The sequence below is a fragment of the Bradyrhizobium sp. Leaf396 genome, assembly GCF_001424605.1.
GTDB lineage: Bacteria > Pseudomonadota > Alphaproteobacteria > Rhizobiales > Xanthobacteraceae > Bradyrhizobium > Bradyrhizobium japonicum_C.
In genome coordinates, this window is sequence record NZ_LMQJ01000034.1 from 113,059 (window position 1) to 129,891 (window position 16,833).

Sequence of the window (16,833 nt, forward strand, 5' to 3'; positions counted from 1 at the left end):
TTACTGGATCGTCCACACCAGCGGCGGACGCCCGCCGACGGAAGGCCGCAGGTGCACGCCGATGTGCCGCCCGCATCCCGCAGCCAGCCCCTCGAACAATCCTTCAAGCACTTCCGCGCAGGCGGGGTGATAGTCGGCGACGTCGTCCATCAGCTTCCAGCTCTGCTGGCGGATTTCGAACGTACCCTCGGACTGTGTGGTCTCGGCCACGTCATCCTGCGCAGCGAACAGCGCATTCAGGAACGATGCGAACTCGTGTGCGCCACCGCGGCGCATCGTCAGAGCTGCTGCGACCTCATCGAAATATTGCATGCCGACCAGCTTCCCCGTGAGGTGCAGGAGATACCCGCCATCTTCCGGACCAAACAGCTGCACCAGCACGGGCGCCGCCGTGCGGACGTATTCCATTGCATAGTTGCGATAGGCCTTCTCCAGACGCGGCTTCGGCCAGCTCGCGACAGGCAGCGCCGGGGCACTGTTCGCGTCGAACAGCGGCGCTTCGAGGTGACGCGCGAAGACGAGCCGCTGGTCGACCTCGAGCGGATGGTCGTATTGATGATAATAACCTTCGAGCCCGTCCTGTCCGTCGACGCTCTGCTTGGTGCAGACGAAGCCCAGACGCAGATCGCCGAGGGCGACGCCGTTGTTGGCGTGCCAGCCGCGCAACATCGCCCGCGACACCTCGCCGGGGATGCCGCAGATCGCAGTGCCTTTCCAGATCCAGCGTGGCGGCGGGTAGCGGATCCAGGCTTTGGTGTCGCTCTCATACATGTACTCGACATGCACGCCGCCGATCCAGTTGGAGAGATAGTGATATTGCGCAGCGGCCACCGCCGGCGGCAGATGGTCGAGGCCGAGCTTCTCGAGACCCGGCAGGAAGCGTTCCTGCTGCTGACGGCGGAACACGCGGAAGACGAATTCAGCTGCATCCGCGGTGCCGCGCCGCGTGACCACGGTGAGGATCAGACCGGTAAAGTAAGCGTGGTAGAGATCGGCGATCGCGCGCCAGCGCTTCCATTGGGTTTCCTGCGCTGTATCTGATGCGGCGGTCATGTTCACTCCCGATCCTGGTTTTGATCGAGTGTGTCACCGCGCCCGGTGGCAGGCAACATGAGGCGCATGCAGGCCGCCCTGCACTGCACGCCGCCAATTCCGCATCACGAATTTTGTGCAGCCTTGGCCGCTCGCTCGCGCTCGGTGCGTTCGGTGACGTCCCGCGCCATCGCCGCTGATCCCAGCACGTTGCCGCCGGAATCACGCACCAGCGCGAAGGTCATCTCGATGTAGAGCTTGCGCCCGCTCTTGTGCAGCGCGCGGGTCAGGGTCGGCTTGCCTGCAAGCTTCGTGGTGCCGCTCGCAAGCGCGGCCTCGAAACCCTTCCAGTGCGCGGCTCGAAGATGTTCGGGAATGATCAGATCGAGATTCTGGCCGAGCGCTTCGGCGGCGGAGAAGCCAAACAGCACGGTCGAAGCACGATTCCAGCGCGTGATCGTGCCGGAGCGATCCGAATAGATCAGCGCGTCCGCAACGTCTTCGATGATACGTATGTCGAGATCGGATGGATTGCTCATCTCGTCACCTCGCATGCAGCCTGGATGGAGCGCAGCGCAATCTGGGTTTTCTCGGCGAGAGTTCCCGGATCACACGAGCGCTCCATCCGGGCGACAGGATGCAGCTACGCCCGAAAATGCTTCGATAGTTTAAGGCCCTGAGCCTGGTAGTTCGAGCCGATGCGCTGGCCGTACATGGCGTCCGGACGGGCCAGCATCTTCTCATAGACGAGGCGGCCGACGATCTGGCCGTGCTCGAGGATGAACGGAACTTCGCGCGAGCGAACCTCCAGCACGGCGCGTGCGCCCTGTCCGCCTGCGCCGGCATAGCCGAAGCCGGGATCGAAGAATCCGGCATAGTGCACGCGGAACTCGCCTACCAAGGGATCGAACGGCACCATCTCCGCGGCGTAATCGGGCGGCACCTGCACCGCCTCTTTCGAGGCCAGAATGTAGAACTCGCCAGGGTCGAGGATCAGGCTGCCGTCGGGACGCGCCGAGATCGGCTCCCAGAATTCTTCCACCGCATAACCGGAGCGACGATCGACGTCGACGACGCCGGTATGGCGCTTGGCGCGGTAGCCGACGAAGCCGCCGCCCTTCTCGCCGGAGAGATCGACGGAGACGGCGACGCCGCCCGAGAGATCGGCATCGTCGACGTCGACGAGACGCTCGGCGGCATGCAGCGCATCGAGTTCGTCGGCGTTGAGGATGGCGTCACCGGTGCGGAAGCGCACTTGGCTCAGGCGCGAGCCCTCGCGCACCAACACCGGAAACGTCTTGGGGCTGATCTCGGCATAGAGCGGACCATGATAGCCGGCGCCGATCATGTCGAAACGGCGGGTGCCGTCGGCGATCACGCGAGTGAAGACGTCGAGCCGGCCGGTGGAGCTCTTTGGGTTGGCGGCCGCGACGATCTCCGGCGGCAGCGCCAGGCTCTCCAGCAGCGGCACGATGTAGACGCAGTTGGTCTCAAGCACTGCGCCGTCGGCGAGGCTGAACTCGTGCAGCTTCAACTCGTCGATGCGTTCGGCAACCGTGGCACCAGGGCCCGGCAGGAAGCTGGCGCGAACGCGATAAGCGATATCACCAAGGCGCAGATCGAGGCTCGCCGGCTGGATCTGGCTTTCGACGAAGTCGTACGCCGGCAAAATGAGCCCCGCTTCCGCCATCGCCGCGATCATGCGGTCGGGCAGGATACCATTGGCGTCGGCGGCGACCGTGAACGTCAACCGGGGGTCCTCATCAGGGGTCTGTCGCATCCCGACATGCGGGACATGCCGGCCGTTTACGGCTAGCCGATGGACGCCTTGACGGAAAGGGCGTTGCGGAATATGAGCATCACTTATCCCGTGGTGATTTGAGCCGGCCGGCTTGCAGCCACGTTAAATAAGTCGCTAAACAGGCCGGGGACCTCTGTGATCCCGGCCCGTGGAGATATCCAGGCCGGTTTTTTTGTGACCATTTGCGCGTCGATGGTCATGTCGGAGGGTCCAATGTCAAAGTCGCCTGCTGCCTACCGTCCCGAAACCCGCCTGGTCCATTCCGGGACCCTGCGCTCGCAATATGGCGAGACGTCCGAGGCGCTGTTCCTGACACAAGGCTACGTCTACAACAGCGCTGAGGAGTGCGAGGCGCGGTTCAAGGGCGAGGATCCCGGCTTCATCTATTCGCGCTACTCCAACCCCACCGTCGCGATGTTCGAGCGCCGCATGATCGAGCTCGAGGGCGCCGAGGCTGCCCGCTCGGCGGCGACCGGCATGGCCGCGGTGACGACCGCGATCCTGGCGCCGCTGAGGGCGGGCGATCACGTGGTGGCCTCGCGCGCGCTGTTCGGCTCGTGCCTCTACGTCATCCAGGACCTGTTGCCGCGCTACGGGATCGAGACCACGCTGGTCGATGGGCTCGACCTCGACCAATGGCAGCGTGCACTTCGGCCGAACACCAAGACGTTCTTCCTTGAGAGCCCGACCAATCCGACGCTCGACGTGCTCGACATTCCCTCCATCGCCGAGATCGCACACGGAGGCGGCGCACGGCTCGTGGTCGACAACGTGTTCGCGACCCCGATCTGGCAGAGTCCGCTGGCGCTGGGCGCCGACGTCGTCGTCTATTCCGCGACCAAGCATATCGACGGCCAGGGCCGCTGCCTCGGCGGCATCATCCTGTCCTCGGAGGCCTTCATCGCCGAGCACATCCACAACTTCATGCGCCAGACCGGCCCGTCGATCTCGCCGTTCAACGCCTGGGTCCTGCTCAAGGGTCTCGAGACGCTCGGCGTGCGCGTGCGCGCGCAGACCGATACCGCTGCGCGCATCGCGGAGGTGCTGGCGAGCCATCCGAAGATTTCGCGGCTCGTCTATCCCGGCCGCTCCGATCATCCGCAGGCAGCACTGGTCAAGAAGCAAATGCGCGGCGGCTCGACGCTGGTCGGCTTCGAGGTCAAGGGCGGCAAGGCGGCTGCCTTCCGCGTCCTCAATGAACTGAGGCTTGCGAAGATCTCCAACAATCTCGGCGACGCCAAGAGCCTCGTCACGCATCCGGCGACGACGACACACCAACGCCTGAAGCCGGAAGACCGCGCCGCTCTCGGCATCAGCGAAGGCTTCATCCGCTTCTCGGCCGGGCTGGAGCATCCCGACGATCTGATCGAGGATCTGACGGCGGCGCTGGCGAAGGCGTGAATAGCGAATGGCGGAGAGTGATTGGCGAATAGGTCGATCTATTCGCTACTCGCCATTCCCTATTCGCCTTCTCACATCGGCCGGTATGTCCTCACGTCCGCGGGCACGTTCACACCGAGCTTGATCTGGTCGACGGACCGGATGATGTCGTCACCCAATAGCTGGGCGAAGCAGGCATAGCCCCAATCGTTCATGTGCAGGCCGTCGGCGATGACGAAGCCCTCGACCGGAATCGCCTGCTTCTCGTGCCAATCGCGCATCACCTCGAAGCGCGGGAAGATGCCCACGTGACGGAGCTCGGCGGCCTTGCCGAGCAGCTTCACCATCTTGCCGGCGCTCTCGGCGCGCTGATTGACGGCCGGCGAATATTGCGGATCGACCAGCACGATGTCGGTGCCGCCGGCGGCCTGGATGCGGCTGATGCCCTCCTCGACCAGCTTCACGGTGTCGCCGGGATCGAGATTGCGCAGCACGGCGTTGGTGCCGACCTGCCAGATCACGAGATCCGGATGCACGTCGATCACCTGCGTCTGGAGGCGCTTCATCATCTCGGGGGCATCCTCGCCGCCGACGCCGGCATTGATGACCGTGATGTCGGCGGTCGGGTAGTGCCGGCGCAGCTGCGCGGCGAGACGATTGGGATAGTTGAACTCCGGCGAGCTCGCGCCGAACCCTTGGGTCGACGACGAGCCGAACGCGACGATAACGACGGACTGGCCGGCGGCGAGCTTGCCCGCAACGTGCGGCAGCGAGCCCATCGTCTTCGAACCGCCCTTCGGCGGCAGGCATGGCACACGGTTGAAGATGTCGGCGGCCGACTTTGCGACCTCCTTCACCTTGTCGATGGCACGCGAGGTGACGCCGCGCTGCTCGGACGACCTCGCGGCAACGGTGGTCTGGGCAGGCGAAGCGGAAGTCGGATCAGCCGGCTGCGCCGGTGTCGGCTGTGCGGCTGGCGTCTGAGCGTATGCGGCCGGCGCCAGCAGCAACAGCGCTGCGGCTGCGGGCGCGGCCAGCCATGTCGTCAGGCAAAAAGGGCGGAGAGAACTCATTAACGCTAGACCTCAATTTTGCTGCTGGGCCGGCTCGCGGTGAGCTGCGTCGATCACGAATTGTGCCAACGCCCGGCCAAGGCAATCATGGACCTGTTTCGCCAGTTCGGGCCCGCGGGACGGGCTGAACAGGTCGAACTGACCCTGATCATTCCACTGCCGCATGATTGCGAAACGATCGAACAGCGGGATGTCGTGCTCCTGTGCCACGACCCGCATATTATCGAGAAAAGGCTGGGCCGAAATCATGGTTTCGGTCCGTGGACTGTACTGCAAGTTCATCAAGACGACGTCAGTCCCCGCACTTTGCAATGCAACAACGCCTTCGGTGACGGCGCTGCGAAAGTCGTCGGGATCGATGGCTCGAATAGCATCCACGGTCCCGGTCTGCCAGATCACCAAGGTAGGCGTTTTTGCTTCCATCAGCTTAACGAAGGTGGCGGCGGTCTCCTCTGCCGTTTTCTTGCTCTGTATTTCTACGGAGACATGCACCACTTCCGACGGCGGCAGCTTCTCCTTGAGGATCGCCTCCATGCGCGCGGGGTACGAGCTGTTCTCCGAAGATGGAATGGTCGTCGAGCGGCTGCCTATGACGAGGATCTCGAGCGGCTTGCCAGCCTTGACGGCGGCGGCGACCTTGGGCAGCGGGCTTTCGCTGGTCAGCAGATAGGCCGGCAAATCACACGAAGCGGGCGCAACGGAAGCCGTGGGCGCAGCATCGCTCGCTCGCGCCGTCGGCGCGGTGAGGCTACCGCAAAGCAGGATCAGGCTCAGGAGAACCTTCGCCTTCATCAGCCCCCTCCCGCCAGATCGGCGTTGCCGACGGCGTTTTTGCTTTTCGCACCGCTCTTGTCAGCCACGCGCTTATACCACGAAATCACCCACGCCACGCCCCACATGATCAGGACACCGCAGAGACTAATCAAAGCATGCATGACTGCGCCACCGGAGACTTCCGCCAGGATGAAGTGGCCGGCGAAGGCCAGGAAGACGCCGAGGCAGAAGATCTCGAGCGAATGCTGACCGCACAGGATCAGCGGCCGCAGCCAAGGCGACTTCAGGCCCGGCCAATCCCGCGGCAGGAAACGCACGGTGAGCGCGGCCAGCGCCAGGAAATGCGTGAAGCGCAAAACGTCGAGATCTGTCTTGTTGATCGGATACATCCATTGCTCGATCAGCTTCGGCATGAACTGGGAGAGCTGCGGCACATACCAGGTCAACGTCACGTAGAACGACGCGACGAGATAGGCGATCGCCATCCACATCGTGACGCGTGACGACAGAATGCGCGACATGCGGCGCGCACCTCCGAGCGCACACCATGCACCGAAGACGAACAGCAATTGCCAGGCAAAGGGATTGAAGGCCCAGAATCCGTTCGGATAGGCCGACAGATAAAGATCGAACTCCCAGGTCACTGCGTAGAGCACGACCGAGAGGCCGAGCGTGACGTCGGGCCGCCACTTCATCGACCAGAGGATAAAGGGCAGCGCCAGCATCAGTACGATGTAGAGCGGCAGCACGTCCATGTTGACGGGACGGAAACGCAAAAGCAGCGCCTGCACGATGGTGACGTCGGGCTGCTTGAGGAAGTCCATGATGCCCATCTCTTCGGTATAGAGCGGGTTCTCGAAGCGGGTCGCCACATAGGAGATTTCGGCGAGGAAGATCGTGAACAGGAAGACGTGGGCGACGTAGATCTGCCAGACGCGGCGCAGGATACGCGCGGTGGCGATGACGACGCCGCTCTCCAGCATCGCCCGGCCGTAGACGAAGGCGGCGGTATAGCCGGAAATGAAGATGAAGATCTCGGTAGCGTCGCTGAATCCGTAATTGCGGATCGTGAACCAGGTCAGCAGACTGGGCGGCAGGTGGTCGACGAAGATCAGCCACAAGGCGAGTCCGCGAAACAGATCGAGCCGGAGCTCGCGCTCGCCGATGGCCGGCAGCGTAATGGCGGGTACGGCGGTGCGTGGCTTGGCCGCCGCGGGCTTGGGGCCAGCGGCGCCCGCGATCGTCGGTCCCGTCACTTGGTCGGCAATGGTCATCGGGGGCAAAAAACCCTTCCCGCAAATCGCGACGTTGACGGAATGTAGCGGTCCGGCGGCCGTCTCGCAAAGCGGCCGGACCCACATCAGGAGGTCACTGTGGGTGTCCTTCCCTTCCAAATCTGGCCGGACGATGTCGCCGAAGCCGCCTGGGGCGTTTGGTTCCCGGGACGGATTTCGGTATGATGCAGCCATGTACCGCGCCGTGACCCGCCAGATCGAAGTGACCGTCGAGCCGAACTTTGTTCCGGAGCAGTCGTCGGCGGACCGCTCACGCTATTTCTGGTCCTACACCATCGTGATCACCAATTCGGGCGAGGAGACGGTGCAGCTCAAGACGCGGCACTGGATCATCACCGATGCCTCCGGCCGCCAACAGGAGGTAAAGGGGGAGGGCGTGGTCGGCGAGCAACCGATCCTGGCCCCCGGCGAGCGCTTCGAATACACCTCCGGCGTGCCGCTCTCGACCGCCTCCGGTTTCATGACCGGTCGGTACCAGATGGTCAGCGAAACCGGCGAGCGCTTCGAAATCGACGTACCGACATTTTCGCTGGACAGCCCCGACAACAAGCGGGTGTTGAACTGAGGACGGGCGCAGCGAAGCCGTCCAGACCGCCACCGCGCAAAGACGCGGGATTGCTTCGCGGAGCCTGTCACCAGGCCGCGCTTCGCGCGGACCGGTTGGCGCGCAATGACGGAGGATAGGATTAAGCGTCCTCGACGCCCGCCTCGTGCGGCGTGAACTGGTAGACCGACGAGCAGAACTCGCAGGTGACGACGACCCTGTCGTCCTTCACCATCGCGGCGCGGTCGTCGGGCGAGAAGCTCTTCAGCATCGAGGCAACCGCATCGCGCGAGCAGGAGCACCGGGCCTGAAGGACCTGCGGATTGAACACGCGCACGCCGCGCTCGTGGAAGAGACGGTAGAGCAACCGCTCGCCGGAGAGCTCGGGATCGATCAACTCGATGTCTTCGACGGTTTCGATCAGCGAGCGCGCCTCGACCCAGGCGTCGTCTTCGGCGACGCTGTGCACCTCGGTACCGTCAGGGGCATCGCCGGGATGCAGATCGGCCTGCCGGGCACGCTCGGGGGCCTTGGGCAGAAACTGCATCAACATGCCGCCGGCGCGCCAGCGATGCTTGCCGCCGTCGCTCGAGCGCCACTCCTCGCCGACTGCGAGGCGGACGCGCGTCGGGATCTGCTCGGAGCGCAGGAAATATTCATGCGCGGCGTCTTCCAGGCTGCCGCCGTCGAGCGCGACCAGTCCCTGGTAGCGGCTCATGTCGGGGCCCTGGTCGATGGTCATGGCGAGATGGCCGCGGCCAAGCAGCGTGCCGGAATCCTTGGCTTCGCCGAGACGCGCGGCATCGAAGCGCGCATAGGCGCGCAGGCGATCCGGCGCCACGTAATCGACGACCAGGAACGAGACCGGACCATCGGTCTGGGCCTGCAGGATGAAGCGGCCCTCGAATTTAAGCGCGCTGCCGAGCAGCGTCGTCAGCATGATGGCCTCGCCGAGCAGCTTGCCGACCGGCGCCGGATAATCGTGCTTGGTGAGAATGTCGTCGAGCGCCGGGCCGAGCCGTACCAGCCGCCCGCGCACGTCGAGCGCGTCGACCTCGTAAGGCAGCACCGCGTCGTCGATCGGAACGGCCGATGGTGCGCGAACCGGACCTTCCGGCCCGGTTTTCATGTCAGGGGATTGGGAAACCATGGCGCACTATTTGGGGTCGGAGGCGGAAAATGGAAGGGGAACGCCGGCATTCCGTCGTCCTCACGGGCCGCGTAGCCCGGGTATCCGGGGAGATCGTTTCACGAGTTGAGAACCCCGGATTTCGCTGCGCTTCATCCGGACTCCAAGCAAGCTTATTTCACCGCGTCAAAGCACCAGGCCAGAATGCCCTTCTGCGCATGCAGGCGGTTTTCGGCCTCGTCGAACACGACCGATTGCGGGCCGTCGATCACTTCATCGGTGACCTCCTCGCCGCGATGGGCAGGCAGGCAGTGCATGAACAGCGCGTCCGGCTTGGCCAGCGACATCAGCTTGGCGTTGACCTGGTACGGCTTCAGCACGTTGTGGCGGTGCTCGCCTTCCTTGTCGCCCATCGACACCCAGGTGTCGGTGACGACGCAGTCGGCGCCGCGCACGGCGGCTTCCGGATCGGTGCCGAGCACGATCGGCGCGCCGGTCGCCTTGATCCAGTCCCGCATCGCCTTCTTCGGTGCGAGCTCGGAAGGTGTTGCGACGTTGAGCTGGAACTTGAAGCGTTCTGCGGCATGCGCCCAGGACGCCAGCACGTTGTTGTCGTCACCGGTCCAGGCCACCGTCCTGCCCTCGATCGGGCCGCGATGCTCCTCATAGGTCATGAGGTCGGCCATCACCTGGCAAGGATGCGAGCGCCGCGTCAGGCCGTTGATGACGGGCACGGTGGCGTTGGCCGCAAGCTCCAGCAGCGCATCGTGATTGAGGATGCGGATCATGATCGCATCGACATAGCGCGACAGCACGCGCGCGGTGTCGGCGATGGTCTCGCCGCGGCCGAGCTGCATCTCGGCGCCGGTGAGCATGATCGCTTCGCCGCCGAGCTGGCGCATGCCGACGTCGAACGAGACGCGCGTGCGGGTCGAGGGACGCTCGAAGATCATCGCCAGCGTCTTGCCTTCGAGCGGCCTGACCGGCTGATGCGCCTTCTGCTTGGCCTTCATGGCGGAGGATGCGGCGAGCATGCGCTTGAGCTCCGACAACGGCAGCTCGTTGATGTCCAAGAAGTGCTTAGGAGCTTTGTCGGGCGTCTTGCTCATCAGCTTGCCGCCCGCTTGGTCTGGCTGGACGAGATCGCAGCGCAGGCGCGTTCGAGCCGCCCGACACTGTCCTCGATCTCGGCCTCGGTGACGATCAGCGGAGGCAGGAAGCGCACTACGTTGTCGCCGGCCCCGACGGTGAGCAATTTTTCAGCACGCAGCGCCGCGACGAGATCGCCCGAAGGCACCACGGCCTTGATGCCGACCAAAAGGCCCTCGCCGCGTACCTCGCTGACGACATCGGGGTGCCGGTCGATCACGGAGGCGAGCTTCTGCTTGAGCAGCAGCGACATCTTCTGCACGTGGTCGAAGAAGCCGGGCTTGAGCATGACATCGAGCACGGCATTGGCCGCGGCGATCGCGAGCGGATTGCCGCCGAAGGTCGAACCGTGCGAGCCGGGCCCCATGCCGGCGGCCGCGTCCGCGGTCGCGAGCACCGCGCCGATCGGGAAGCCGCCGCCCAGCGCCTTCGCCAGCGACATTACGTCGGGCACGACACCGGTGCGCTTGTAGGCGAAGAGCTCGCCGGTGCGGCCCATGCCGGTCTGCACTTCGTCGAAGGCGAGCAGCAGGCCGTGCTCGTTGCAGAGCTCGCGCAGCGCCTTGAGGAAGGCGGGAGACGACGAACGAACGCCACCCTCGCCCTGGATCGGCTCGATCAGGATGCCCGCGGTGTGTGGGCCGATCGCCTTCTTCACGGCTTCCAGGTCGCCATGCGGCACCTGGTCGAAGCCTTCCATCGGCGGACCGAAGCCCTCCAGATATTTTGCAGATCCGGTGGCGGCGAGCGTCGCCAGCGTGCGGCCATGGAAGGCGCCCTCGAAGGTGATCATGCGATAACGATCAGGATGCCCCTTGGAGAAGTGATGGTGGCGCACCAGCTTGATCACGCCTTCCAGCGCCTCGGCGCCGGAATTGCAGAAGAACACGAAGTCCGCAAAGCTCTCGTTGCAGAGCCGGCTTGCGAGCTTCTCGCCGTCCGGGCTCTGGAACAGGTTCGACATGTGCCAGAGCTTCGTCGCCTGCTCCTGCAACGCCTTGACCAGCGCCGGATGAACATGGCCGAGCGCATTCACCGCCACGCCCGAGGTGAAATCGAGATAGCGATCTCCGTTGGTCGCGATCAGCCAGCAGCCTTCACCGCGCTCGAAACCGAGGTCGGCCCTGGCGAAAACGGGGAGCAAATGCGGCGCGGCGCTGTTAGTCATGACGTCACTTGAATGTTGCGGACGGTGTGACGCATGCATTGCGCAACGCACCATTGACCGGCCCGGAAAACGAAACGTGCCGCCTTTTAAGGGCGGCACGTGGGACTATCTTATGCTTGGCAAGACGTGTGTCAATGCCGCCCGAAAGCCCCGCGAAACGCTGAATCCGTAGTCTTGCGGTGCCGATTTTGCGGGATTTTCACCACGGAACATGTGGACGCGAGTCGGCGGACTCTTGCGCGGGAGTCACGCCATATTGTAGCGTTTGGACTGTCAGATACGACATCTCGTGCAACAGTTCTGATCCCAAGAGTCCTCATGTACCGGCGTAAACGTTCGGGCGTCTTGAGCGCGCCCGGCGAGCCTTAAGGGATTCTGGCGGCACGGGTTTTTCAAGGCTTAAGCATTCGCTGTGAAGGCCCCAGGACGGCAGGCGCGCAGCGAGGGAAAGGGTGCAATGACGGTTTTGACCTGGTCCGATGATCGCGTCGAGCAGCTGAAGAAGCTCTGGGAGGCCGGACTTTCGGCCAGCCAGATCGCGGCGGAGCTCGGCAATGTGACCCGCAATGCCGTGATCGGCAAAGTGCACCGGCTCGGCCTGTCCGGCCGCGCCAAGAGCCCTTCATCGGCAGCGCCCCGGCCGCGCAAGGCACGGCCCGCGCAGCACATGATGCGAGTCACTCGCCCCGTCGCGCGCGGCAACACCGCGCTGGCGCAGGCCTTCGAGGTCGAGGTTGAGGCTGAACCTGTTACCTACGACAACGTGGTGCCGATGAGCCAACGGCTGTCGCTACTGGAATTGAACGAGGCGACCTGTCACTGGCCGGTCGGCGATCCCTCGAGCCCGGATTTCTTCTTCTGCGGCGGCAAGGCGCTTTCCGGCCTGCCCTACTGCGCCCAGCATTCGCGCGTGGCGTATCAGCCCGCAGCAGACCGCCGGCGCGCGCCGGCGAAGCCGGGCACGCGCTGAGTTTGTCGATCTACCTGATGGCAGCCGCGACGCGATCACGGCTCCAGTAACTCGGTGTCATCCCCGCCTGGTGCGCGATTGCGCGCGAGGGGCGGGGATCCGTAGCCACAGCGCGCAATTGTCGCGCGAGATGGTCACTCCGAGTCTTCGTCAAAGCACGTTCTGTGGTTATGGACCCGGGCTCGCGCTGCGCGCGTCCCGGGATGGCGGCCAAGATCATTGCCGCATCTCGCGAAACCAACACTCGCCAGTTTAGAGCTTTACGTCTGCTCCGCCTTGGCGAACCGATCATCCAGCGCGTAGCCGGCGCCGCGGACCGTGCGGATCGGGTCCTGCTCGCGACCCAGATTGAGCAGCTTGCGCAGGCGCCCGATATGGACGTCGACGGTGCGCTCGTCGATGTAGATGTCGCGGCCCCAGACGCTGTCGAGCAGCTGTTCGCGCGAGAACACGCGGCCGGGATGCTCCAGGAAGAACTCAAGCAGGCGATATTCTGTCGGGCCGAGATCGATCGGCCGGCCCGAGCGCGCCACGCGGCGCTTGTCGCGGTCGAGCTCGATGTCGCCATAGGCGAGCACCGTCGCGAGCCGCTCGGGGCTCGCGCGCCGCAGAAGCCCCTTCACGCGCGCGAGCAGCTCCGGCACCGAGAACGGCTTGACGATGTAGTCGTCGGCGCCGGTCGCAAGCCCCCGCACCCGCTCGCTCTCCTCGCCGCGCGCGGTGAGCATGATGATCGGGAGCTGCTTGGTCTCGGGCCGCGTGCGCAGCCGCCGGCACAGCTCGATGCCCGATAGCCCAGGCAGCATCCAGTCGAGCACGATCAGATCGGGAATGTGCTCCTTGAGGCGGGTATCGGCATCGTCGCCGCGCATCACCGTCTCGACGTCATAGCCGTCGCCTTCGAGGTTGTAGCGGAGAAGCTCGGTGAGAGCTTCCTCGTCCTCAACCACCATAATGCGTGCGCCCATGGTGTCGTCGCTCCTTACGTCTTCAGGTATTCGGTATCGTGGTGGCGAAATTGGTCATGTCGCCCTTCGGCCGCTTGTCGGTGATCGCCTGCCCCTCGATCATGTAGAACACGGTCTCGGCGATGTTGGTGGCGTGGTCGCCGATCCGCTCGATGTTCTTGGCGCAGAACATCAGATGGATGCAGAACGAGATGTTGCGCGGATCCTCCATCATATAGGTGAGGAGCTCGCGGAACAGCGAGGTGCAGATCGCGTCGACCTCCTCGTCGCCCTTCCACACCGCCATTGCCGCCGGCAGATCGTGCGCGGCGTAGGCGTCCAGCACCGACTTGACCTGCTGCTGCACCAGGTCGGTCATGTGTTCCAGGCCGCGGAACAGCTTCAGCGGATGGAAATCCGTCTCCAGCGCCGCGACGCGCTTGCCCATGTTCTTGGCGAGATCGCCGATGCGCTCGAGATCGGTCGCGACGCGCATGGCGCCGACGATCTCGCGCAGGTCAACCGCCATCGGCTGGCGGCGCGCGATGGTGAGCACCGCGCGCTCCTCGATGCGCTTCTGCAGCGCATCGAGCTCGGTGTCGGTGGCGACGACGCGCTGGCCGAGCGCGACGTCGCGGCGGATCAGCGCGTCGACGGAATCGACGATCATGCGCTCGGCGATGCCGCCCATTTCGGCAACCAGGCGCGTGAGCTCCTGGAGGTCGCTGTCGAAGGCCTTTGCGGTATGTTCAGAACCCATGTTCCGTCTCCTCAGCCGAACCGGCCGGTGATGTAATCCTGCGTGCGCCGGTCGCTCGGCGACGTGAAGATCTTGCTGGTATCGTCGAACTCGATCAGCTCGCCGAGATACATGAACGCGGTCTTGTCCGAGACGCGCGCCGCTTGCTGCATGTTGTGGGTGACGATCGCGATCGTGTAGTTCTCGGACAATTCCTGGATCAGTTCCTCAACCTTCGCCGTCGAGATCGGATCGAGCGCCGAGCAGGGCTCGTCGAACAGGATCACCTCGGGCCGGACCGCGACGGTGCGAGCGATGCAGAGGCGCTGCTGCTGGCCGCCGGAAAGCGACAGGCCGGAAGCATTGAGCTTGTCCTTGACCTCGTTCCACAGCGCGCCGCCACGCAACGCCTTCTCGACGCGGTCGTCCATCTCGGACTTCGAGATCTTCTCGTACAGACGAATGCCGAACGCGATGTTCTCGTAGATCGTCATCGGGAACGGGGTCGGCTTCTGGAACACCATGCCGACCCGGGCGCGCAGCAGATTGAGATCAAGCTTGGGGTCGAGAATGTTGGTGTGGTCGAGCAGCAGCTGACCGGTGGCGCGCTGGCCCGGATAGAGATCGTACATCCGGTTGAAGATGCGCAGCAGGGTCGACTTGCCGCAGCCGGACGGGCCGATGAAGGCCGTGACGCGGTTGGTGCCGAGCGCCAGATTGATGTTCTTCAATGCATGGTGCTCACCGTAGTAGAAGTTGAGGTTGCGCGCCGTAACCTTGGCGGGCGCCTCGGGCAGGGGCTGCGAGCCGGGATGGACGGTCGGCGCGCTGACGGAAACAGACATTTCACTCATTTTGCAGTCCTCTCGGCGCCGATGATGCGCGCGCCAATGTTCAGGGCAAGCACGGTCAGGGTGATCAGCAGCGCGCCGCTCCAGGCGAGCTGCTTCCAGTAGGCGTAGGGGCTCTGCACGAAATTGTTGATGGTCACCGGCAGGTTGGCCATGGTCTTGTCCAGGCCCAGGCTGAAGAACTGGTTCGAGAGCGCGGTGAACAGCAGCGGCGCCGTCTCGCCGGCAACGCGGGCGGTGGCGAGCAGCACGCCGGTGATGAGGCCGGAACGCGCGGCGCGATAGGCGATCCGCTTGATCACCAGCGAGCGCGGCAGGCCCAGTGCGCTGGCGGCCTCACGCAGCGGGTTGGGAACCAGCAGCAGCATGTCTTCCGTGGTGCGCACCACGACCGGGATCACGATGACGGCGAGCGCCAGCGCGCCCGCGATCGCCGAGAAGCCTCGCATCGGCACCACCACCGCGCCGTAGATGAACAGACCAATGATGATCGAGGGCGCCGACAACAAAATGTCGTTGATGAAGCGGATCACCGAGGTCAGCTTGTCGTTGCGGCCGTACTCGGCGAGATAGGTGCCGGCGAATAGGCCGAGCGGCGCGCCGATGCCGACGCCGATCGCGGTCATGATCAGCGAGCCGACGATAGCGTTGCGCAGGCCGCCCTCGGTCGATCCGGGCGGCGGGGTGTCAGCGGTGAAGACCTGGAAGTTGAGCCCGGCCAGGCCGTTGTAGAACAGCGTGATCAGGATCAGCGCGAGCCAGGTGACGCCAAACGCGGCAGCAGCGATGCAGAGCCCGCGGATGACGATGTCCCAGCGGCGGCGACGTGCATAGATCGGGTTCATGGCTTTACTTCCCGGCCTTGGTTTCCAGGCGCATCAGCATCAGCCGCGCGGCTGCGAGCACGAAGAACGTCAACACGAACAGGAGCAGACCGAGAAGGATCAGGCCGGACTGGTGCAGGCCGTCGCTCTCGGCGAACTCCGACGCGATCGCCGCCGAGATCGTGGTGCCCGGGGCGAAGATCGACGATGAGATGCGGAACGAATTGCCTATGATGAAGGTCACCGCCATGGTTTCGCCGAGCGCGCGGCCCAGCGCCAGCATGACGCCGCCAATGATGCCGACGCGGGTGTAGGGGATCACCACGCTGCGGACGACTTCCCAGGTGGTGCAGCCGACGCCATAGGCGGCTTCCTTCAAGACCGGCGGCACCGTCTTGAACACGTCGACCGAGATCGAGGTGATGAAGGGCAGCACCATGATCGCGAGGATCAGCGCGGCGTTGAACAGGCTGAGATAGGAGGGGGGCCCGGCAAAGATCGCGCCCAGCACAGGGACGCCGTCGAAGACCTTGATCATGAAGGGCTGGAAGGTGTTGGCCAGGAACGGCCCGAGCACGAAGAAGCCCCACATGCCGTAGATGATCGAGGGAATGCCGGCGAGCAGCTCGACCGCCATGCCGATCGGGCGGCGCAGCCATTGCGGACAGAGCTCGGTGAGGAAGATCGCAATGCCGAGGCCGACCGGAATGGCGATCAGCATGGCGATGAAGGAGGTGATGAGCGTTCCGTAGATCGGCCCGAGCGCGCCCAGCACCGGAGGATCGGCGGACGGTGCCCAGCGCTGCGTCCACAGGAAGGAGAGGCCGTACTCCTTCATCGCGGGAAAGGCGCCGACGACCAGCGAAAGGATGATGCCGCCGAGGATCAGCAGCACCGAGATCGCGGAAAGCCGCGTGATCCAATAGAAAGTGACGTCGCCGAGCTTGAACGCGCCCAAGGCCTTGGCGCGATCATACGGTCCGGCATCGTCGATTACATCGCTCTGAACGGCCATCTCTGCCACGCCGATCCCCTGTTTTGCTCACGCCAGCTGCATGCCGCCAAAGGCGGTCGTTTTCGACAGCTTGCCCGCGTCGTTCCGGGATTGTCTTGAAGGGGACCCGGAATCCTGAAGATTCCGGGCCGCTCGTCCACTC

General features: G+C 64.4%; 17 protein-coding genes and 1 riboswitch. Of the genes, 3 read left to right on the forward strand and 14 right to left on the reverse strand.

The window, feature by feature from the left end; translation table 11 throughout:
- The 3 genes from ASG57_RS25265 to ASG57_RS25275 all read right to left on the reverse strand — a co-directional run bounded on the left by ASG57_RS25265 (position 1) and on the right by ASG57_RS25275 (position 2,812).
- The gene (locus ASG57_RS25265) at positions 1 to 1,053 is read right to left on the reverse strand and encodes a hypothetical protein (RefSeq protein WP_057197969.1); all 1,053 of its coding nucleotides are present in this window, start codon (positions 1,051 to 1,053) and stop codon (positions 1 to 3) included.
- Positions 1,054 to 1,157: 104 nt separating this feature from the next.
- On the reverse strand, positions 1,158 to 1,571 hold the full coding sequence (locus ASG57_RS25270; RefSeq protein ID WP_057198212.1) for a PAS domain S-box protein: 414 nt from the start codon (positions 1,569 to 1,571) through the stop codon (positions 1,158 to 1,160).
- A 104-nt stretch (positions 1,572 to 1,675) separates the two neighbouring features.
- The gene (locus tag ASG57_RS25275; protein WP_156402812.1) at positions 1,676 to 2,812 is read right to left on the reverse strand and encodes a 2'-deoxycytidine 5'-triphosphate deaminase; all 1,137 of its coding nucleotides are present in this window, start codon (positions 2,810 to 2,812) and stop codon (positions 1,676 to 1,678) included.
- 80 nt (positions 2,813 to 2,892) lie between these two features.
- Positions 2,893 to 2,972: riboswitch (SAM riboswitch) on the forward strand.
- Positions 2,973 to 3,046: 74 nt separating this feature from the next.
- Between ASG57_RS25275 and ASG57_RS25280 the strand changes: the two genes are divergently transcribed.
- The gene (locus ASG57_RS25280) at positions 3,047 to 4,234 is read left to right on the forward strand and encodes an O-succinylhomoserine sulfhydrylase (RefSeq protein ID WP_057197973.1); all 1,188 of its coding nucleotides are present in this window, start codon (positions 3,047 to 3,049) and stop codon (positions 4,232 to 4,234) included.
- A gap of 71 nt (positions 4,235 to 4,305) precedes the next feature.
- Here the strand turns inward: ASG57_RS25280 and ASG57_RS25285 are convergent, their stop codons facing one another.
- From ASG57_RS25285 to ASG57_RS25295, 3 genes are read right to left on the reverse strand one after another with little or no spacing between them, the layout of a single operon-like run.
- On the reverse strand, positions 4,306 to 5,286 hold the full coding sequence (locus tag ASG57_RS25285) for an SGNH/GDSL hydrolase family protein (protein WP_057197975.1): 981 nt from the start codon (positions 5,284 to 5,286) through the stop codon (positions 4,306 to 4,308).
- Positions 5,287 to 5,298: 12 nt separating this feature from the next.
- The gene (locus tag ASG57_RS25290) at positions 5,299 to 6,078 is read right to left on the reverse strand and encodes an SGNH/GDSL hydrolase family protein (protein ID WP_057197977.1); all 780 of its coding nucleotides are present in this window, start codon (positions 6,076 to 6,078) and stop codon (positions 5,299 to 5,301) included.
- Positions 6,078 to 7,334 (reverse strand): OpgC domain-containing protein, encoded by a 1,257-nt coding sequence (locus tag ASG57_RS25295; protein ID WP_057197978.1) that lies wholly within the window; start codon positions 7,332 to 7,334, stop codon positions 6,078 to 6,080. Before ASG57_RS25295 ends, ASG57_RS25290 begins: the two co-directional genes overlap by 1 nt.
- 193 nt (positions 7,335 to 7,527) lie before the next feature.
- On the opposite strand from ASG57_RS25295, the gene apaG reads away from it, so the two are divergent.
- Positions 7,528 to 7,920, forward strand: coding sequence for a Co2+/Mg2+ efflux facilitator ApaG/CorD (gene apaG / locus ASG57_RS25300; protein WP_024337101.1), 393 nt, complete (start codon positions 7,528 to 7,530; stop codon positions 7,918 to 7,920).
- Positions 7,921 to 8,041: 121 nt separating this feature from the next.
- On the opposite strand, the gene ASG57_RS25305 is transcribed toward apaG, so the two are convergent.
- The 3 genes from ASG57_RS25305 to ASG57_RS25315 form a co-directional block, all read right to left on the reverse strand.
- Complete coding sequence (locus ASG57_RS25305; protein WP_057197980.1) at positions 8,042 to 9,049, reverse strand: Hsp33 family molecular chaperone; 1,008 nt, start codon at positions 9,047 to 9,049, stop codon at positions 8,042 to 8,044.
- Between the two features lie 152 nt (positions 9,050 to 9,201).
- Positions 9,202 to 10,137 carry an ornithine carbamoyltransferase gene (gene argF, locus ASG57_RS25310; protein WP_024337099.1) on the reverse strand — a complete coding sequence of 312 codons (936 nt, stop codon included), beginning with the start codon at positions 10,135 to 10,137 and terminating at the stop codon, positions 9,202 to 9,204.
- On the reverse strand, positions 10,137 to 11,345 hold the full coding sequence (locus ASG57_RS25315) for an aspartate aminotransferase family protein (RefSeq protein WP_057197982.1): 1,209 nt from the start codon (positions 11,343 to 11,345) through the stop codon (positions 10,137 to 10,139). The genes argF and ASG57_RS25315 overlap by 1 nt, the downstream gene beginning before the upstream one ends.
- A gap of 457 nt (positions 11,346 to 11,802) precedes the next feature.
- Here ASG57_RS25315 and ASG57_RS25320 point away from each other — a divergent pair, with 457 nt between their 5' ends.
- Positions 11,803 to 12,315 carry a GcrA family cell cycle regulator gene (locus ASG57_RS25320; RefSeq protein WP_024337097.1) on the forward strand — a complete coding sequence of 171 codons (513 nt, stop codon included), beginning with the start codon at positions 11,803 to 11,805 and terminating at the stop codon, positions 12,313 to 12,315.
- Positions 12,316 to 12,575: 260 nt separating this feature from the next.
- Here ASG57_RS25320 and phoB read toward each other — a convergent pair whose 3' ends face one another.
- The 5 genes from phoB to pstC are packed head-to-tail and all read right to left on the reverse strand — an operon-like array spanning position 12,576 to position 16,691.
- Positions 12,576 to 13,283, reverse strand: coding sequence for a phosphate regulon transcriptional regulator PhoB (gene phoB, locus ASG57_RS25325; RefSeq protein WP_008143479.1), 708 nt, complete (start codon positions 13,281 to 13,283; stop codon positions 12,576 to 12,578).
- Between the two features lie 22 nt (positions 13,284 to 13,305).
- Positions 13,306 to 14,022 carry a phosphate signaling complex protein PhoU gene (phoU, locus tag ASG57_RS25330; RefSeq protein WP_024337096.1) on the reverse strand — a complete coding sequence of 239 codons (717 nt, stop codon included), beginning with the start codon at positions 14,020 to 14,022 and terminating at the stop codon, positions 13,306 to 13,308.
- 11 nt (positions 14,023 to 14,033) lie between these two features.
- Positions 14,034 to 14,855, reverse strand: coding sequence for a phosphate ABC transporter ATP-binding protein PstB (gene pstB, locus ASG57_RS25335; RefSeq protein ID WP_024337095.1), 822 nt, complete (start codon positions 14,853 to 14,855; stop codon positions 14,034 to 14,036).
- Positions 14,852 to 15,697, reverse strand: a complete 846-nt coding sequence (gene pstA, locus ASG57_RS25340) for a phosphate ABC transporter permease PstA (protein ID WP_024337094.1) — start codon at positions 15,695 to 15,697, stop codon at positions 14,852 to 14,854. Before pstA ends, pstB begins: the two co-directional genes overlap by 4 nt.
- 4 nt (positions 15,698 to 15,701) lie before the next feature.
- Positions 15,702 to 16,691 carry a phosphate ABC transporter permease subunit PstC gene (gene pstC / locus ASG57_RS25345; RefSeq protein ID WP_024337093.1) on the reverse strand — a complete coding sequence of 330 codons (990 nt, stop codon included), beginning with the start codon at positions 16,689 to 16,691 and terminating at the stop codon, positions 15,702 to 15,704.
- Between the last annotated feature and the right edge of the window lie 142 nt (positions 16,692 to 16,833).